We start from the raw sequence: 17,587 nt of genomic DNA on the forward strand, positions 1-17,587 counted from the left end.
GGAACACGGCTCGGCTGGAAGTGTGCGTTCGGTGAAGGCGGTGTGACGGCACCGTCACAACGGGTGCCGGCCGGTGTTCGCGCACCACAGCGCCGTGTGTGCCCCGGCCCTGCGGGGAACCGCGCCGGGCCGCTCCGTCACCCCGGCCCACCGGCGGCAATGGCGGATTCCGCGTGCCTGCCGGAAACGGTCCGTGCGCCCGGGACGCGTTGTCCCCGGGCGCACGGACACCTGGCTCACCCGTCCGTCACGGGAACTGGGTGACCTTGGACGGCACGGTGTCCGTCCCCGACGTGGGCGCGCCCGTGTCGTTGATCACGTGGGCGTACTGGCCCTTGCCGCCCAGGGAGATCACCATCAGGTGGCGCATACTGACACCCGCCTTGACCGGCACCTGGAACCCGTGGTGCTGGACGATCGTGTCGTCGGACGTGTAGTTGCAGTAACTGCCCAGCGCGACCGCCTCGTGCTGGTTCACCGAGTCGGCGACCTTGTAGGCCGCGTAGCCGACGATGCCGTCGTGGGTGATGGCGGCCTCGTTCGGGGCGTCGTACGCCTTCTCGTTCTGGAAGAAGATCGTCCGGCCGCGCTCCCCGCTCCAGTAGACGTCGTACTTGTTGAAGTGCTCGACGAACAGGCCCGTCGCGAGGACGTCGTCGCCGTTGACGCGCAGTCCGTAGTCGGCCCGGTTGGTCTCCCAGCCGACGCCCTCACCGTGGTCGGCGCGCCAGATCCAGGTGTGGTCGACGATCACGTCGTCGCTCTCGACCACGACGGAGTCGGTGGCCCTGCCCGGTCCCGCGCCGCCGACGCGGATGAACACGTCCTGCATGGTGGTGGGGTTGGCGGAGTGGTCGGCGTTCCCGCCCGGCGTGCCGATGCGCAGCAGCGCGGCGGAGTTCACCGGACCCGCGTCGATGAGGAACCCGGCGAGCCGCACGCCGTCGACGTCGGCCACGTGCATGGCGTCCACGCCGCCGTCCGGGATGATCGTGGCCAGCCCGAGGCCCAGCACGACGGTGTTCGCCCGGTTCACCTCGATGGTGCGGTCGAGGTGGTAGACACCGGGCGTGAACAGCAGGTTGAGACCCTGGTCGAGCGCGGCGTTGATGGTGGCCGCCGTCGCGCCGGGCTTGACGACGTAGAACTGACTGAGCGGCAGGGAGGTGCCGCCGGCGTTCGCGGGCCAGGAGACCCCGCGCGCGTTCGTGCGCTTGGCGGGCACGCGCACCTTGTACTCGCTGCCGTCCAGGTACAGGAACGGCTTCTCGCGGGAGACCGGTGTGGTGTCGAGCGTGGTGTACGGGCCGGTCTCGAAGTTGCTCGCCGGTGCGCCCTCGACGCCCGTGAAGGTCATGTTCCAGACGCCGTTGGTCCAGCCGCCGACCGAGCTGTCGCGGGTGTACCACTGCTGCTGCGAGTAGGGGCCGACGGTGCCGTCGATCTTCGAGTCGGCGATGTAGCCGCCGGAGGCCCAGCCGTAGCCGTTGGGGGCGAGGTTGAGGCCGCCCTTGACGTGGATCCGGCGGAACGGGGCGGCCTGGGCGACGGCCCAGCGGTCGGTGCCGTTGGACGGCGTGATGGCGAGGTTCTCGGCGGAACGCCAGAAGTTCTGGGTGGCGTTGCCGTTGAACCAGCCCGCGTCCACGGTGATGTCACCGTTGATCTGCGTGTCGTCGGGGTTGAGGCCGAGCCCGGAGATCGAGGTGTAGAAGCCGAGTTGGGCGTTGATGCCGTTGTAGGTGCCGGGCTTGAGCAGGAACTGGTAGCGCCCGCTGCCGAACTGGTTCGACTCCTGCTGGGCGAAGACCTGGTCGAACTTCTGCTGGAGGTTCGGCGTGGAGGGGTCCACGACGATGACGTTCGGTCCCAGGTCGCCGCCGCCCTCGACCGGGGGAGTGCCGGTGGTGCCGGTGTGGACGGCGACCTCCCACAGGGAGTAGCCGTAGCCGGTCGCGCGGGCCGTGCCCTGGACGCGGACGTACCGGCCGGAGCCGCTGACGTCGTAGGAGGCCTTGCCTCCGGTGGCGCCGGTCACGCTCTTGAGGGTCTGCCAGTTCTGTCCGTCCGAGGAGGCCTCGATCCGGAACTCCTTGGCGTAGGCGGCCTCCCAGTTGAGGTCCACCTTGCACAGGTCCCGCACCGAGCCGAGGTCGACCCGGACCCACTGCGGGTCGGACGCCTGGCTGGACCAGCGGGTGGCGGTGTCGCCGTCGAAGGCGGCGGAGGCGGGGGTCCCGGCGTTCTCGACGGACGAGGCGGAGGCGGGCTTGCCGCGCGCGGCGTCGTCCGTGCCGCACGCGCCGGGCGTGGTGCCTCCCGTGGTGCCGAAGACCTGGAACTCCCACAGGGAGTAGCCCCAGGGAGTGGCCCGGTGGACGCCCTGCATCCGCACGTAGCGGCCCTGGCCCGAGACGTCCAGGGTGTCGGTGCCGCCGTCCGAACCGGTCACCGTCTTCACGTCGGTCCAGGTGCTGCCGTCCGGGGAGAGCTGGATCCGGTAGTCCTTGCCGTAGGCGGCCTCCCAGTCGAGGACGACCCGGGTGACGGAGGCCGTGGCGCCGAGGTCGACCTGGAGCCACTGGCTGTCGCTCGCGGCCGACGACCACCGCGTGCCCTTGTCGCCGTCGACGGCGTTGCCGGGGGCCGTCCCGGCGTTCTCGGTGGACGAGGCCGTGACCGTACGGCCCTGGGACAGAGGGGTGTCGGCCGCGGAAGCCGTCACGTGTGCGGGGAGGGTGACGAGCGCCGCGGTGGCGGCGAGCGCGACACCCAGGGATCTGAGTCTCATGCGTGAGCTTTCTGCGGGTGCGGACAGGGGGGAACGGCCGTCGCGGCCGGCTGCCGAAAGCGGCTGTCGGGGCGAACGGCTTTGTCGTGCCGCTTAGTTCAAGCTGTGATTTAAGTGGTGAGGCATCGATCGGGCAAGGCTTTGGACGAGAGAAAAAGTCCGGCCGCCGCCCCCGGCTCTCCGCCTCGGGCCCTCCTCAGCCTCCGGTCGACGCGAAAGCCCCTGCCCGCGCTGCCGCCACCGCGGCGTCCGCGGCGCGGTCCGCCGCCGCCTCGTCGAGCGGCTCGCCGGTGGTCAGCAGGCGGTAGTACAGGGGGGCGGAGACGGCGCGGATCACCTCGCGCGTGTCCGTGCCCTCGGGCAGCTCACCGCGCTCGACGGCCTGCCGGGCGCAGGGCTCCCACTCCGAGACGCGGGTGTCGTAGAAGCGGTGGAGGGCGGCCGCCGCCTGTGCGTCGCAGGTCGCGGCGGCGATCACCGCCTTGAACAGCGCGCCCTGCCGCGCGTCGGCCAGCGTGCGCTGCACGAGCCGTGCGTTCGCCCGCAGGTCGCCGGACAGGCTGCCCGTCTCCGAGCGGGGGAGCGACTGCTCGGCCATGTCCGTCAGCAGATCGGCGACCAGGTTGGCCGGGGTGCCCCAGCGGCGGTAGACCGTGGTCCTGCCGACCTCGGCGCGACGGGCCACGTCGGCGAGGTCCAGCCCGGCCAGGCCGTGTTCGGCCAGTGCGTCGCCGGCGGCCCGCAGTACCGAGGCCCTCACCCGGGCCGTGCGGCCGCCCGGGCGTACGGTGCCCGGTTCCACGCTGTCGGACGTCATAACGGTACTCCAGTTCCATTAGAGGCCGGTCTTCTGCTAGCCTGGCGACATCTTAACGGAACGAACGTCCCGTTAAAGGGGTGTCGTCGCGTGGCTCGACCGACGGGGCGACCGGACGAGGGGATGCGGTTGTGGAATACAGGAGACTGGGCGAGTCCGGGCTCATGGTCCCGGCACTGAGCTTCGGCGCGGGTACCTTCGGCGGGCGTGGAGAGCTCTTCGGCGCCTGGGGCGACACCGACGAGACGCAGGCGCGCCGGCTGGTCGACATCAGCCTGGAGGCGGGGGTGAACATGTTCGACACCGCCGACGTCTACTCGGGCGGCGCGTCGGAGGAGGTGCTCGGCGCCGCCCTCAAGGGCCGCCGTGACCAGGTGATCATCTCCACCAAGGCCGGCCTTCCGACCGGCGACGGTCCGGCGGACGCGGGGACCTCGCGGGCGCGTCTGATCAAGGCGGTCGACCAGGCCCTGGGCCGGCTGGGCACGGACTACATCGACCTCTTCCAGCTGCACGCGTACGACGCGCGAACCCCGGTGCACGAGGTGCTGTCCACGCTCGACGACCTCGTACGGGCCGGAAAGCTCCGCTACACCGGTGTCTCGAACTTCAGCGGCTGGCAGCTGATGAAGTCGCTCGCCGACGCGGACCGGCACGGGTATCAGCGGTACGCGGCCCACCAGGTCTACTACTCCCTCGTCGGCCGGGACTACGAGTGGGAGCTCATGCCGCTGGGGCTCGACCAGGGCGTCGGAGCCGTCGTCTGGAGCCCCCTGGGATGGGGCCGGCTGACGGGCCGCATCCGCCGCGGCCGGCCGTTGCCCGCCGGCAGCCGGCTGCACGCCACCGCCGACTACGGCCCGCCCGTGGACGACGAGCACCTTTACCGGGTGGTGGACGCCCTCGACGCCGTCGCCGAGGAGACCGGCCGGACCGTCCCCCAGATCGCCATCAACTGGCTGCTGCGGCGCCCGACCGTCTCCTCCGTCCTGATCGGCGCCCGCAACGAGGAGCAGCTCCGGCAGAATCTGGGCGCCGTCGGCTGGTCCCTCACCGAGGACCAGGTGGCTCGCCTCGACGCCGCGAGCGCCAAGGCCGCCCCCTACCCCTACTTCCCCTACGAGCGGCAGGAGGGCTTCGCCCGCGTCAACCCGCACCCCCTGACCAGGGCGGGCGCGGCCCGGGCAAGCGGCTGAGACCGCTCAACGGGAGCGCGGGGCCGCGGCATTGTCAGTGCCGTACTGAAGAATGCGGGCGCAAGCGAGATCAACACCGGCCGTACCGGGTAGGCGGTCTCGAGTCACTGACCTGGAAAGGCCATGCCGATGCCGCCCACCGCCCTGCTCCAGCAGACCGTCGCCCGCCGCGCGACCGGCCGCCCCGCCCGGCTCGGTGCCGTCCCTCCCCTCGGCGCCGTGCCGGCCCCGGGGCGCCGGCGGGGCCGCCCGGGCGGCCCGCTGAGCCCCGTGGAGTCCGACGTCCTGCGGATCGTCTCCGACGCGCGCACCCCCGTGTTCGTCACCGTCAGGGAAGGGGGGCGGCGCAGGTACAGCTACTGGCGGCCGCTGGACTCCGCCACGGGCAAGGGTGGTTGCTACGTCGCGCTGCCGACCGCCGAGTGCGACGCGCTGCACGCCGCCGGGCGGATCACGCTCGGCGATCCGCTGACCGACCCGGCCAGGACGACCTACCGGGTCAGCGCCGCCCGTACCCCCTCCGCACCCCTCCGCGCGGTGCGGGACCGCGTGCGCGCGGCCTGAAACACCGGACCCGAGCGGCCGGCCACCGTCTGGACGGTGGCCGGCCGCTTTGTCGTTCCCGCGCACGCGTTCTCGCTCCCGTGCACGAAAGGCCGTCTCCCGCCCGGGCCATCGACCCCGGCTCTTGACAGGTGATGCGTTAACGAACACTCTGTCTGGAAACAATCAACCAGTCTGGACACACCCGCACAGGAGTCCGTCGGTGAACCTCGGCATCTACCTCACGCGCAGCGCCCGCCACTGGCCCGAACACCCCGCACTGGTCTGCGACGACCGCACCTGGACCTACGCCCACCTGGAGGAGCGGGCCAACCGGCTGGCCTCCGCGCTCGTCCGGCGGGGGCTGGGCCCCGACGACGCCGTGGCCTGCCTCGCCTGGAACCGGGGCGAGCTCGTCGAGGTCGAGTTCGCCCTGTACAAGGCCGGACTGATCCGGGTCCCGGTGAACGCCCGCCTCGGCAGGGGAGAGATCGAGCACATCCTGCGCGACGCCCCCGTACGCGTCCTGGTCTTCGACGAGGCCCACCGCGAGGACGCCCTGGCCGCACTCGCGGCAGCGGGCACCGCGTGCGTGCCGGTCGCCCTGGACGCCGAGAAGGGGGCCGGCGGGACCGAGGGCGAACCCCTGCCGTACGAGGACCTGCTCGCCGAGGGCGACGCCGGGCCGGTGGCCGTCGACGTCACCGACGACGCGCCCGCCGTCCTCAACTTCACCTCCGGATCGACGGGTTCGCTCAAGGCGGCCGTGCAGACCTTCGGCAACCGGCTCGCCAACATGCGCAAGACCCTCATGAACGACGAGTCGCGGCCCCGCCCCGACACCCGCTACCTGGCCTGCGGACCGATCACGCACGCCACCGGCATGGTCCTGCTGGCCGGCGTCTTCGGCGGGTCCACCACGCACGTGCTGCCGGGCTGGAGCCCGCAGGCGTTCCTCGACACCGTGGAGCGCGAACGCATCACCGCCACCTTCCTGGTCCCGGCGATGCTCAACACGGTGCTCGCCCACCCGGGGGCCGGCGACCGCGACCTGACCAGCCTCACCAGCGTCCGCGTCGGCGGAGCGCCCGTCTCCCCGCAGCGCCTGCGGGACGCCGTCGCCCTGTTCGGCCCCGTCGTCGCCCAGGGGTACGGCCTGGCCGAGACCACCAGCGTGGTCGCCGGCCTGTCCGGCGCCGACATCGCCCGGGCCGTCGACGAGGACCCCGAACTCCTCCAGTCCTGCGGCCGGGCCGCCTACGACACCGAGGTCAGGATCGTCGACGAGCAGGGCACGCCCCTCCCGCCCCGCGAGATCGGCGAGATCATCGTGCGCGGCCCCGACTGCGTCAGCCGGTACTGGCGGGCACCGGAACTCTCCGCCCAGACCTTCCGCGACGGCTGGGTGCACACCGGCGACCTCGCCTGGATGCGCGAGGACGGCTATCTGTTCCTCGTCGACCGCAAGAAGGACATGATCATCTCCGGTGGCTTCAACATCTACAGCACCGAGGTCGAGACCGTCCTGTACGAGCACCCCGCCGTGCAGGAGGCCTGCGTGGTCGGCGTCCCGGACGAGAAGTGGGGCGAGGCGGTCAAGGCCGTCGTCGTGACCCGCCCCGGCGCACAGGTCACCGCCGGCGAACTGGCCGACTTCTGCGGCCTGCGCCTGGACCGCTTCAAGAAGCCGCGCTCCGTCGACTTCGTCGACGAACTCCCGCACAACCGCAACGGCAAGCTCGACCGCAAGGCCGTCCGCGAGCCGTACTGGGCGCACGCCACCCGCCGCGTGCACTGAACCGACCCGCAGACCCGGAGCACCCCACCATGACCTTCTCCTTCCGCCCCGTCCCCGCCGAACCCCGGCTCGCCGGCCTCGTCACCCGCCTGCGCACCTACCTGGACGGCGAACTCGCCCTGTACGAACAGGACAACGGCATCACCCGCACCTCCCGCCTCACCCGCGCCGACCTGGAACCGGTGTGGAAACGCTGCCGGGAGCTCGGCTTCTACGGCATCCACCTCCCCGAGGAGTACGGCGGCCAGGCCCTGACGTACACCGAACTGGCCGTCCTCAAGGAGGAGGTCGCCGCCTCCGGCCGCGTGCTCGGCCACAGCGTCCTCGGCGACATGGGCGGCCCGCTGCGCGCCGGCGACATCCTCCGCCACGCCACACCCCACCAGCTCGACACCTACCTCCTGCCGCTGGTCCGCGGCGAGCGCGCCTGCTGCTTCTCCCTCACCGAGGCGGACGCCGGGTCCGACGTGCGGGCCATGCGCACCACCGCCGTCCGGGACGGCGACGGCTACCGGCTCACCGGGCACAAGGTGTTCAGCTCCGCCGGTCCCTTCGCCGACTTCGCCATCGTCGTGGCACGCATGGCGGACACCGAGGAGTCCTACTCCGCCTTCCTCGTCGACCTCGACAGCCCCGGCTGCACCGTCACCGAGGGCGCCACCCCGATGTCCGGCGAGCACATCGAGAGCGACATCGTCCTCGACGACTGCCGGGTCCCCGCCGCCAACCTGCTGGGGGAGGAGGGCAAGGGCCTGCGCATCGCCCTGGGCCGCGTGACCGTCAACCGCCTCCTGCACTGCCCGTCGGCCATCGGCGCCGGCCGCCGCGCGCTCCAGCTCACCCGCGACCGCGCCCTCACCCGCACCGTGAACGGCGAGCCCCTGCTCGCCCTCCAGGCCATCCAGCACAAGCTCGCCGACATGGCCGCCGACCTCTACGCGGCACGCTCCATGACCTACGCCGCGCTGGCCGCCCTCGACCGCGGCGACGACGTGCGCACCGAGGCGTTCATGTGCAAGCTCTTCGTGGCCGAGTCGGTCTTCCGCCTCCTCGACGAGGCGGTGCAGATCCACGGCAAGGACGGCCTCACCCAGGGCCACGAGATCGAGTACCTCTTCCGCAAGATGCGCATGTTCCGCGTGCTGACCGGCACGTCGGAGATCCAGCGCAACGGCATCGCCAAGGGACTGGCGACCCTGGCCTGACCCGCCCCGCCCGCCGACCGCCCCGCACCCACGACCCGAGGAAGACCGCATGTCCGGCACCGCGCCCGCCCCCGCCCACCGACCGGCCGACGACGACCAGGACTCCGCCGACGCCGACCGGGGGTTCGTCGCCCGCCTGCGACCGGGCGTGGTGCGGGACGCGGCCGGCCGCACCGTGTGGGACGCGGACGCCTACGCCTTCCTCGACGGCGACTGTCCGCCCACCGCACATCCGTCCCTGTGGCGGCAGAGCCGTCTGACGGCCCGCCAGGGCCTGTACGAGGTGGTGCCCGGGGTCTACCAGGTCCGCGGCCTCGACCTGTCGAACATCACCTTCGTCGAGGGCGACCGCGGCGTCCTCGTGATCGACCCGCTGATCAGCGCCGAGGTCGCGGCGGCGGCCCTCGCCCTGTACCGGGAGCACCGCGGCGACCGCCCGGTCACCGTGGTCCTCCACACCCACTCGCACATCGACCACTTCGGCGGCGTCCTCGGCGTCGCCGACCCCGCGGACGCCGCCGCCGGACGGCTCCCGGTGATCGCGCCCGCCGGATTCCTCGAGCACGCGGCCGGCGAGAACGTCATCACCGGCCCCGCGATGTCCCGCCGCTCCGTCTACATGTACGGCACCGGCCTGCCCAAGGGCCCCGACGGCCAGATCGGCTGCGGACTCGGCCAGACCACCTCCCTGGGCAGCGTGGGCCTCATCGCCCCCACCCTCGACGTGCACACCACCGGGCAGAGCGAGACCGTCGACGGCGTCCGCATGGTCTTCCAGCTCACCCCGGGCACCGAGGCGCCGGCGGAGATGAACATCCACTTCCCCGACCTGAGGCTGCTCTGCGTGGCGGAGAACGCCTGCCACACCCTGCACAACGTCCTCACCCTGCGCGGCGCCCTGGTCCGCGACCCCAGTGCCTGGGCCCGGTACCTCACCGAGACGCTCCGCCTGTTCGCCGACACCACCGACGTCGTCTTCGCCTCCCACCACTGGCCCACCTGGGGCCAGGACCGCGCCCTGCGCTTCCTCGAGGAGCAGCGCGACGCCTACGCCTACCTCCACGACCAGTGCGTGCGCCTCATCAACGCCGGGCACACCGGCGCGGAGATCGCCGAGGAACTCCGCTTCCCGCCCGCGCTGGAGGAACGCGCGCACATCGGCGGCCACTACGGCTCCCTCAGCCACAACGCCAAGGCCGTCTACCAGCGCTACATGGGCTGGTTCGACGGCAACCCGGCGCACCTGTGGCAGCACCCGCCGCGCGAAGCCGCCCGGCGCTACACCGAGTTCATGGGCGGCGCGGACGCCGTGGTCGCCAAGGCCCGCGCCTCCTTCGACGCCGGTGACCTGCGCTGGGTCGCCGAGGTGCTCCACCACGTCCTCTTCACCGACCCGGGGCACAGCGAGGCCCGCGCACTGCAGGCCGACACGTTCGAACGGCTCGGTCACGGTTCCGAGTGCGGTCCGTGGCGCAACTTCTACCTGACCGGCGCCGCCGAACTGCGGGGCGGCGTCCTGCCGGCCCCCGGCCGCGGTGCGTCGTCGGGCATCACCGCCGCGCTGACCGTCGAGCAGATCTTCCAGTCCATGGCCGTCCGGATCGACGGCCCGCGCGCCGCCGCGGCCGGGCGTCTCCTCCTGCGCTGGGAGTTCACCGGCGACGACTCCACGACCGGCCCTGTCACGGACGTGTGGACGCTGCTGCTCTCCAACGGCGCCCTCACCCCGATGCCCGGCGACGCCCCGCGCGGCGAGGCCCCGCACCTCATCCTGAGGCTCACCCGCGCCACCCTCGACGCGGTCGTGAGCCGGACCACCACCTTCCCCGAGGCCGTCGGGGACGGGCGCATCACCACGGACGGCGACGTCACCGCCCTGACCACCCTGGGCGCCCTCATGGAACGCCCCGACCCGCGCTTCGCCGTCGTCACACCATGACCCTGCGGATCCGCGCGACGCCCGGCCACGCCGCGGATCAGCGGATCGTGGGCGGGGTGGGGCGCAGGGCGAGGACCGCGATGTCGTCGTCGCTGTCGGCGCCCAGCCCGATCAGCAACTCGTCGCAGAACGTGTCGAGGGGCTCGCGGGCGAGATCGGCGGTGTGCCGGCGCAGGCGGTCGAGAGCGACGTCGAGCACCTCGCCCCGGCGCTCCACCAGACCGTCGGTGTACAGCAGCAGCGTCGAGTGGGCCGGCAGCGTGGTGCGGGCCGTCGGGCGGGCCGCCTCCGGATCCATGCCGAGGAGCAGGCCCGCGCCCTGTTCCAGGTAGCGGGTCTCGCCGTCCCGGGTGGTCAGCAGGGGCGGCAGATGACCGGCGGAGGAGTGGTGCAGCTCCCAGGGGCCCTCGGCGGGGCCCTTGACGATGCCGTAGACGCCGGTGGCCGTGGCCTCCTGGCGGAGGCTGTGGTTCGCCATGTCCAGCCGGCGCAGCACCTCCGCGGGCGGCTCCTGGCGGTCGACGGCGATGCCCCGGAGCATGCTCCGCAACTGGCTCATGGCGATGGCCGCGTCGAGGTTGTGCCCCGTGACGTCGCCGATGACCACGGCGGTGTCCCCGCTGGGCAGGACGAAGCCGTCGTACCAGTCACCGCCGACCTGCGCGGTGGTGGAGGAGGCGGCGTAGCGGGCGGCCATCCGCAGGTGCGCGAGGTCCGGCAGCACCGGCAGCAGCGAGAGCTGGAGCCGTTCGGCGATGCTGAGGGTCCGCTGGTACAGCCGGGCGTTGTCCACGCCGAGCGCCAGGCTGTGCACCAGGTCGTCGACGAGGGACAGGTCCTCCTCGGTGAACGGCGGGGCCCCGCCCGTACGGGTGACGGTCAGCGTGCCGAAGATCTCCCGGCGGGCCCGCAGCGGGGCGACGACGGCGCTGCCCGCGCCGAGCCGGCGGAACAGCTCGGCGTAGTCCCGGTCGAGCTCGCTCACGGCCTGCCCCGGGGTCGGCGCCCCGGTGAGCAGCAGGGGGCCGGCCCCGCGCAGCGCCCGGGCCAGGGGTCCGCGCGAGGCGTCGGACACCGGCGGCAGCCGGCCCTCGTACGTCTCGGGCCGCAGCCCGCGCGGGTCCCGGTGGACGACGCAGACCCGCTCCACCTGGGCGTGCTCGGTGAACAGGTCCACCGCGCACCAGTCGGCCAGTTGCCGGGTGAGCAGCCGGCCGACGCGGCGCAGGCCCTCGTCCAGATCCGTGGTGTCGCTGAGCCGGGCTCCCGTCTCGGCCAGCAGGGACAGCCGGTCCAGCGCCGACATGCCGTGACCGGTGCCCGTCCCGCGAATCCCTTCCGGAGCGGCCGGCGGGCGTCTCCGCCCGGGATCCGGCAGCGGTTTGCGGCGGTGCCCGCCGGCCGGTCCGGGGTCGAGGGACGTGGTGGCCCGCGGGGAGAGCTGGGCGACGAAGACGGTGCGGCCGTCGGCCGTCTCCTGCGTCTGGATGTACAGCCGGACCGGAACCAGCCGGCCGTCGCGGTGCAGCGCGGGAAGCGGCACGGACCGGCCGATGATGCGGGTGCGTCCGGTGAGCAGCAGGGACGTGAAGGCCGCGGTGTGCCGCTCGCGCAGGTGCTCGGGGATGAGGGCGGTGAGCTTCCGCCCGACCAGTTCGTCGGCGCTCCAGCCGAGCATGTCCGCCGCCGGCCCGTTCGCCGCGATGATCCGGTTGGCCTCGTCGGCGGCGATGGTCGGGAGCCGGCCGGCCCGCACGTGGGAGACGTCCCACGGCACCAGGTCCGACGAGCTGACCTCCGGTTCGCGGGGCAGCACGGTCCACGCGGTCGGCCGGCCCCCGGCGAGCTGGCCGACGATCTCGTCGAACAGCCAGTCCTGGAAGGCGCGTCCGCGCGGCAGCGCCGGCAGGGTCAGCAGACGCTCCTCACGGGCCGCCTCCTCGGCCGCCTCCAGCACGCTGCGCAGCGCGCGTACCGCCGGCGCCGCGTCGGCCGGCAGCGTCAGGGACACGGAGCGCAGGCCCGCGTCGGCGACCGGGTGGGCCGGGGCGGCCGTCAGACCGGCGCTGATCATGTTGTTGGTGTCATGGGCGGCGGCGAGCTCCCGCGGCGGCACGTCGGGGTGGTCCCCGGCGAACGCGGCGAAGGTGAGCTCGCGCAGCAGTGCGTGCCGCTGCTGCTGGGACGCCGAGCACAGGGCGCTCGGCACGTCGACGAGTGTCACCGTCGTCCCGTGCGGATACGGCGGGGCGGCGGCCTCCCACCCCGGCGACGGCGGCGGCGGACCGTCCGGCCACAGCTCGAACCACACGGTCTTGTGTCCGTGGCCGGTGTCGGCCCCGTGACGCGACGCCAACTGCTCGACCAGCGCCAGCCCTTGGCCCGTACCGGCGTACGGCGGGGAGTGGCGCGGCACGGGACCACGGCCGGGCCGGCCGTCACGGACCTCCACGCGCACCTGGCCGTCCTGCACGCGGACACCCACCTCGATCTCGGTGCCCGCGTGCAGCACCGCGTTGGTGACCAGCTCGTCGGCGAGGAGCTGAGCGGTGTCGGCCAGGTCCGGGGCGACGTCGCCGAGAGCCGCGCGGACGAAGCGCCGGGCCGACGCCGCGCTCCGTGGCTCCCCGGGGAAGCGCCGTGACACCGCCTTCGGCGGATCGGGATGGTCCATGCCTCCAGTGTGTGCCCGGCACGGCCGGGATCGCGGGACGCCGGGCGGGCGGGTCCGCCACCCACCGGACCCGCCCGCACGGCGTCCCGAGGCTTCCTCGCGGGTGCCCCGCCGGCGGGCGGAACCCCGTGATGGCCGACGCGCCCGGTGAGACGGGGCGACGACCGGGCAGAATCCCTCACGACAGGCCGAGCGGCGGCGACCGCGGCTCGCGACGGGAGAGAGGTGTCGGTGCGTGGGTGAGCGGCAGGACCGGGAGTGGACGGCGATGACCCCGGGCGACTTCGACCGGGAAGCCCCGCTGCGGCTGAACGTGGGCACCGGTCCTACCCCCGTACCGGCCGAGCCGGACGAGTACGGCACGGCTCCCCTGTTCGGGGACACGGCACCCGAGCCACCCGTACCGCGCCGGGAACGGCCGCGCGCCAGGCAGGCCGGTGCGCAGGAGCGCCTGTTCTGACACGGGCGCCGTGACCGCACGGCCGCGAAACGAGTGGACGCGGCGATGCCCGCACTTGTAGGTTGCGGGGGACCGTGACACCGCCCGAGGAGGTGAGACCCATGAACGACGTATCGACGTGGGTGCTCCCCCTTACCGTCACGGCCGGCGACTGACGCGGGTGTCGCCGGGAGCGCCTCCACACCAGGCACTCCCGAAAGGCAACACCCATGGACTCTTCGCAGACCCCCGGCGCCGACCGCGCGACCGTGTTCGACGTGATCATCGTCGGCTGCGGGCCGACCGGCGCGGTGCTGGCCGCCGAACTGCGGCTGCACGGCGTACGGGTACTCGTCCTGGAGAAGGAGACCGAGCCCGCGCCGTTCGTCCGCATCGTCGGACTGCACGTGCGCAGTCTCGAGCTGCTGGACATGCGCGGACTGCTGGAGCGCGTTCGCGAGCACGGACGACAGCGCCCGGCCGGCGGATTCTTCGCCGGCATCGACAAACCCGCGCCGAAGGACCTGGACAGCGCCCACGCCTACCTGCTGGGCATTCCGCAGCCGGTACTCGTCCGCCTGCTGGAGGACCATGCGACCCGGCTGGGCGCGCGGATCCGGCGCGGTGGCGCGGTGACCGGTCTCGAGCAGGACGACGACGGGGTGACCGTCGAGCTGGCCGGGGGCGAACGACTGCGTGCGCGCCATCTCGTCGGCTGCGACGGCGGGCACAGCACGGTGCGCAGACTGCTCGGCGTCGGCTTCCCCGGTGAGCCCTCGCGGACCGAGACGCTGATGGGCGAGATGGAAGTGGGTGTGCCGCAGGAGGAGATCGCCGCCAAGGTGAAGGAGATCGGCCGGACCGAGAAGCGATTCCGGCTCAGCCCCGTCGGAGGGACGTACAGCGTCGTGGTCCCCGCCGCGGGAGTCGGCGACCGCGCGGAACCGCCCACCCTCGAGGACTTCAAGAGGGAGCTGCGCACCGTCGCCGGCACCGATTTCGGCGTGCACTCGCCGCGCTGGCTGTCCCGCTTCGGAGATGCCACCCGGCTGGCCGAGCGGTACCGGACCGGGCGGGTGATGCTGGCCGGTGACGCGGCGCACATCCATCCGCCCACCGGCGGACAGGGTCTCAATCTGGGGATCCAGGACGCGTTCAACCTCGGCTGGAAACTGGCCGCGCAGATCCGCGGCTGGGCGCCGGAAACACTCCTGGACACCTACCAGGCCGAACGCCGCCCGGTCGCCGAGGCGGTGCTGGACAACACCCGCGCCCAGATGGAACTGCACTCCACCGGACCGGGCCCGCGGGCCGTGCGCCGGCTGCTCACCGAGCTGATGGACATCGACGAGGTGAACCGCCGTCTCATCGAGAAGATCACCGCGATCGACATCCGCTACGACTTCGGTGCGGGCCCCGACCTCCTCGGCCGCCGCCTGCGCGACATCGACGTGGAACAGGGGCACCTGTACGGCCTGCTGCACCGGGGTCGCGGACTGCTGCTGGACCGCACCGGACGCCTGACCGCCGGGGCCTGGTCGGACCGGGTCGATCACCTCGCGGACCCCACGGCGGCACTGGACGTCCCCTGCGTCCTGCTGCGCCCCGACGGTCACGTCGCCTGGGCCGGCGACGACCAGCGGGACCTGGACGCCCACCTCGCCCGCTGGTTCGGCAGGCCGGCCGACTGACCGTCGGCCCGCGAAGGCGGCCCCGGCCCCGTCGTGGCCGCCTTCCATGGGCGTCGGGACGACGCGGCCCGAGGGTCAGAGCTGCTCGGTGGCTCCGGGGGAGACGGGCCGCTCGAAGAAGGTCTCCAGGACGACGGTGGCCTGCGTCCCGCTGACGCCGTCGATCGCGTAGATCCGACGGAGCACGTCCTGCAGTTGCTCGGTGGTCGCGGTCCTGACCTTCACCAGCACCGAGGCGCTGCCGGCCGTGATGTGCGCCTCGAGTATCTCGGGAATCGCGGCGAAGTCCTCCGCGGAATCACCCATCCACGCGGTGGAGTCGACCGTCACGTAAGCCAGGACGCTGCCGCCGACCGCCGCCGGGTCCACCTCGACGACGGTGCGCCGGATGACGCCGCGCGAGCGCAGCTTGCGAACCCGTTCGTGGGCGGCGCCCGCCGACAGGCCGACTGCCCGGCCCAGAGCGGCGTAGGACTGGGTGGCGTCCTGCTGGAGCAGCTCCAGCAGGACGCGATCGATGTGATCCACGACTCTCCATTCGGCTTCTGCTTGAAAGGACCATATCTGATCCAGCAGTCTTGCCGATGTGCCGCATGAGATTCGGCACTGGCGAGGACAAGGGGAGAGTCGTGGCCGACGAGGTGTACGAAATGCTCGACGACCGGTTCCGTACCGGGCGGTGCATGAACGGGGACGCGGGCCTGGAGGTGCTGGCGACCGGTTGCCGGTGGGCCGAGGGGCCGGTCTACGTGCCCGCCTGGCGGCAGTTGGTCTGGAGCGACATCCCCAACGACCGGATGCTGCGCTGGGACGAGGAGACCGGCGAGGTGGGTGTCTTCCGCCGCTCCGCCGGGCACACCAACGGCAACACCCTCGACGGGCAGGGCCGGCTGATCACCTGCGAACAGGGCAACCGCCGGGTCACCAGGACCGAACACGACGGCAGCCGCACCGTGCTGGCCGATCGCTGGCAGGGCAAGCGCCTGAACAGCCCGAACGACGCGGCCGTGAAGTCCGACGGCTCGATCTGGTTCTCCGACCCGGACTTCGGTATCACCAGCGACTACGAGGGCCACCGTGCCGAGAGCGAGATCGGCGCCAACCACGTCTACCGCATCGACCCGGACAGCGGCGAAGTGCGCCTGGTCGCCGACTGCTTCGCAGCCCCGAACGGCCTGGTCTTCTCGGCCGACGAGCAGCAGCTCTTCGTCTCCGACACCCGGGCCGGCCGCATCCTGGTCTTCGACGTGCGCGAGAACGGCACGCTGTCCGAGGGCAAGGTCTTCGCCGACGCCGCCGGCCGCCCGAACGCGCGCTTCGACAATCTCCGCTTCGACGACGAGGGCCGGCTCTGGGCTGCCGCGATGAACGACGGGGTGCACTGCTACGACCCCGACGGCACGCTCATCGGGCGGCTCGACGTGCCCGAGGCGGTCTCCAACATCGCCTGGGGCGGCGCCAAGCGCAACCGCCTGTTCATCACCGCGGAGACCAGCCTCTACTCCCTGGTCATGGGGGTCACGGGCACCCATCCGGCCGGACCGGGACACCAGCCGTGGCGGGACGCGGCAGCACGCTGAAGGTCATGGGGAGGGAGGCCTGTCCGGCGCCGAAGCCGCTGCCGTCCCCGTCCGGTCAAGGGGTGTCCTGTCCGAGGCCCCGGCGGATCGCGATCTCCACCGGTGAGTAGGCGCCGTCGGCCCGCTCCAGTTCGTACGGTGCGGCCGGCATCAGCGGTGGCTGGGCCATGAAGCGCGGCCGCGTCCCGTGGTGCGGCTGCGCCGCGTGCACCAGGAACGGATGGCACAGGAAGACGTCGCCCGGGGAGCCGGTAGCGAGGGCGATCTGCCGGTGGCCGGACGCGGCCACCAGGTCGGGCGCGAGGGTCAGGCCGCTCGCCCCGTCCTCCCCGTACTTCTCCAGCACCTGCGGCACGTCGAGGTGGGAGCCGACCCGGATCCGGGTCGGGGCGTCCTCCTCACCGACCTCGCTGAAGAGGAACAGCATCAGCAGCGCCCGGCCACGGGAGCGCAGGTTCGTGAAGTACCAGCTCTCGCCCTCCGGCAGATAGCTTCCCTCGATGTGCCAGCCCGCGTCGTCCGGCTCCTCCTCGTGCGGGAAGCGCAACGGGAACGTGCCCAGCGAGTAGCGGGGCTCCCAGCGTCCCGCACCGACGAGCAGGTCGTACGCGCGGTGCAGGGCCGGCGCATTGGGGGCGGCGGCGAACGGCCCCTGTGCCATGCCCGCCACCCAGTGCACCGGCTGCGTCCACGTCGCCGGGTCGTCCGGGTCGCAGCCCGTCTCACGCCAGAGCAGCCGCCCGCAGTCCGCGGCCACGCGCGGCGCGACGGCGCCCTCCAGCTTGACGAAGCCGTCGCGGAGGAAGCGGGATACCAAGATCGTGTCGTCCATGCCCCCAGCATGCGGCGACACCGGCCCAGGTCACCCGACAGGAACCGCGCCGCTTCTGTCGGGTGTGACCGCGGAGCATCTG

13 protein-coding genes are annotated in these 17,587 nt (G+C 72.7%); 8 read left to right on the forward strand and 5 right to left on the reverse strand.

The features are described from left to right. Positions 1–247: 247 nt before the first annotated feature. Positions 248–2,791 carry a discoidin domain-containing protein gene (locus tag ACGF3H_RS15245; protein ID WP_362498541.1) on the reverse strand — a complete coding sequence of 848 codons (2,544 nt, stop codon included), beginning with the start codon at positions 2,789–2,791 and terminating at the stop codon, positions 248–250. Positions 2,792–2,987: 196 nt separating this feature from the next. After that, positions 2,988–3,608: a TetR/AcrR family transcriptional regulator gene (locus tag ACGF3H_RS15250; protein WP_362498543.1), complete on the reverse strand. Its 621-nt coding sequence runs from the start codon at positions 3,606–3,608 to the stop codon at positions 2,988–2,990. Positions 3,609–3,739: 131 nt separating this feature from the next. On the opposite strand from ACGF3H_RS15250, the gene ACGF3H_RS15255 reads away from it, so the two are divergent. From ACGF3H_RS15255 to ACGF3H_RS15275, 5 genes are all read left to right on the forward strand, one after another. Next, a complete protein-coding gene (locus ACGF3H_RS15255) occupies positions 3,740–4,804 on the forward strand; it encodes an aldo/keto reductase (protein WP_362498546.1) in 1,065 nt (354 codons plus the stop codon). Between the two features lie 123 nt (positions 4,805–4,927). Beyond that, positions 4,928–5,368: a hypothetical protein gene (locus ACGF3H_RS15260; RefSeq protein ID WP_362498549.1), complete on the forward strand. Its 441-nt coding sequence runs from the start codon at positions 4,928–4,930 to the stop codon at positions 5,366–5,368. A gap of 202 nt (positions 5,369–5,570) precedes the next feature. Then, complete coding sequence (locus ACGF3H_RS15265) at positions 5,571–7,145, forward strand: AMP-binding protein (protein WP_362498552.1); 1,575 nt, start codon at positions 5,571–5,573, stop codon at positions 7,143–7,145. A 29-nt stretch (positions 7,146–7,174) separates the two neighbouring features. Next, complete coding sequence (locus ACGF3H_RS15270) at positions 7,175–8,350, forward strand: acyl-CoA dehydrogenase family protein (RefSeq protein WP_362498554.1); 1,176 nt, start codon at positions 7,175–7,177, stop codon at positions 8,348–8,350. A gap of 49 nt (positions 8,351–8,399) precedes the next feature. Further along, positions 8,400–10,289 (forward strand): alkyl sulfatase dimerization domain-containing protein, encoded by a 1,890-nt coding sequence (locus tag ACGF3H_RS15275; RefSeq protein WP_362498557.1) that lies wholly within the window; start codon positions 8,400–8,402, stop codon positions 10,287–10,289. 37 nt (positions 10,290–10,326) lie between these two features. Here the strand turns inward: ACGF3H_RS15275 and ACGF3H_RS15280 are convergent, their stop codons facing one another. After that, positions 10,327–12,963 carry a SpoIIE family protein phosphatase gene (locus tag ACGF3H_RS15280; protein WP_362498560.1) on the reverse strand — a complete coding sequence of 879 codons (2,637 nt, stop codon included), beginning with the start codon at positions 12,961–12,963 and terminating at the stop codon, positions 10,327–10,329. Between the two features lie 235 nt (positions 12,964–13,198). Here ACGF3H_RS15280 and ACGF3H_RS15285 point away from each other — a divergent pair, with 235 nt between their 5' ends. Next, on the forward strand, positions 13,199–13,423 hold the full coding sequence (locus tag ACGF3H_RS15285; RefSeq protein ID WP_362498562.1) for a hypothetical protein: 225 nt from the start codon (positions 13,199–13,201) through the stop codon (positions 13,421–13,423). Between the two features lie 209 nt (positions 13,424–13,632). Then, the gene (rox, locus tag ACGF3H_RS15290; RefSeq protein WP_362498564.1) at positions 13,633–15,093 is read left to right on the forward strand and encodes a rifampin monooxygenase; all 1,461 of its coding nucleotides are present in this window, start codon (positions 13,633–13,635) and stop codon (positions 15,091–15,093) included. A 75-nt stretch (positions 15,094–15,168) separates the two neighbouring features. Here the strand turns inward: rox and ACGF3H_RS15295 are convergent, their stop codons facing one another. Beyond that, entirely contained in the window at positions 15,169–15,621 is a 453-nt protein-coding gene (locus ACGF3H_RS15295) for an Lrp/AsnC family transcriptional regulator (protein WP_362498567.1), read from the reverse strand. Positions 15,622–15,686: 65 nt separating this feature from the next. Between ACGF3H_RS15295 and ACGF3H_RS15300 the strand changes: the two genes are divergently transcribed. Beyond that, a complete protein-coding gene (locus ACGF3H_RS15300; protein ID WP_362498570.1) occupies positions 15,687–16,673 on the forward strand; it encodes an SMP-30/gluconolactonase/LRE family protein in 987 nt (328 codons plus the stop codon). A 55-nt stretch (positions 16,674–16,728) separates the two neighbouring features. On the opposite strand, the gene ACGF3H_RS15305 is transcribed toward ACGF3H_RS15300, so the two are convergent. After that, on the reverse strand, positions 16,729–17,505 hold the full coding sequence (locus ACGF3H_RS15305; protein WP_362498572.1) for a phytanoyl-CoA dioxygenase family protein: 777 nt from the start codon (positions 17,503–17,505) through the stop codon (positions 16,729–16,731). Positions 17,506–17,587: the final 82 nt, after the last annotated feature.

The organism is Streptomyces sp. NPDC048185, from assembly GCF_043202495.1.
GTDB lineage: Bacteria > Actinomycetota > Actinomycetes > Streptomycetales > Streptomycetaceae > Streptomyces.

Coding starts and splice junctions, on each gene's coding strand:
- ACGF3H_RS15245 (WP_362498541.1), bottom strand. CDS start 2,791: ATGAGACTCAGATCCCTGGGTGTCGCGCTCGCCGCCACCGCGGCGCTC.
- ACGF3H_RS15250 (WP_362498543.1), bottom strand. CDS start 3,608: ATGACGTCCGACAGCGTGGAACCGGGCACCGTACGCCCGGGCGGCCGC.
- ACGF3H_RS15260 (WP_362498549.1), top strand. CDS start 4,928: ATGCCGATGCCGCCCACCGCCCTGCTCCAGCAGACCGTCGCCCGCCGC.
- ACGF3H_RS15270 (WP_362498554.1), top strand. CDS start 7,175: ATGACCTTCTCCTTCCGCCCCGTCCCCGCCGAACCCCGGCTCGCCGGC.
- ACGF3H_RS15275 (WP_362498557.1), top strand. CDS start 8,400: ATGTCCGGCACCGCGCCCGCCCCCGCCCACCGACCGGCCGACGACGAC.
- ACGF3H_RS15280 (WP_362498560.1), bottom strand. CDS start 12,963: ATGGACCATCCCGATCCGCCGAAGGCGGTGTCACGGCGCTTCCCCGGG.
- rox (WP_362498564.1), top strand. CDS start 13,633: ATGGACTCTTCGCAGACCCCCGGCGCCGACCGCGCGACCGTGTTCGAC.
- ACGF3H_RS15300 (WP_362498570.1), top strand. CDS start 15,687: ATGAGATTCGGCACTGGCGAGGACAAGGGGAGAGTCGTGGCCGACGAG.
- ACGF3H_RS15305 (WP_362498572.1), bottom strand. CDS start 17,505: ATGGACGACACGATCTTGGTATCCCGCTTCCTCCGCGACGGCTTCGTC.